This window comes from Bowmanella yangjiangensis (assembly GCF_017255015.1).
In the GTDB taxonomy this organism is placed as follows: domain Bacteria; phylum Pseudomonadota; class Gammaproteobacteria; order Enterobacterales; family Alteromonadaceae; genus Bowmanella; species Bowmanella yangjiangensis.
The window spans coordinates 1-322 of the sequence record NZ_JAFKCS010000816.1 but is presented as its reverse complement, the minus strand read 5'-3'; the positions used below and the strand labels follow the sequence as shown (position 1 = coordinate 322).

Annotated in this window: 1 protein-coding gene; it reads right to left on the bottom strand. The window is 69.3% G+C overall.

Features of this window, described 5'->3' with window-relative positions; translation table 11 throughout:
* The coding region (locus J0A65_RS26810; protein ID WP_206597208.1) for a PAS domain-containing protein at positions 1–322 on the bottom strand (322 nt) is incomplete at both ends.

Here is a 322-nt window from a genome sequence, read left to right as displayed (position 1 = left end):
CCTGCACCAGCAGGCGGAAACGCCGCTCCTGCTCGCGCTGTTCGTTCTGCAGGCGCTGCTGCTCGGTGCAGTCCCGGGTGATCTTGGCGAAGCCGATGAGCTGGCCTTCATCGTCGCGCACGGCATCGATGATCACGTGGGCCCAGAACGACGAACCGTCCTTGCGCAGGCGCCAGCCGGTGGCCTCGAAACGCCCGGTGTCGCGGGCCTGCTGCAGGCCGCGTTGCGGCACGCCGGCGTCACGCTCCTGCGCGCTGTAGAACACCGAGAAATGCTGGCCGACGATTTCCGCCGCCCGGTAGCCCTTGGCCCGCTGGGCACC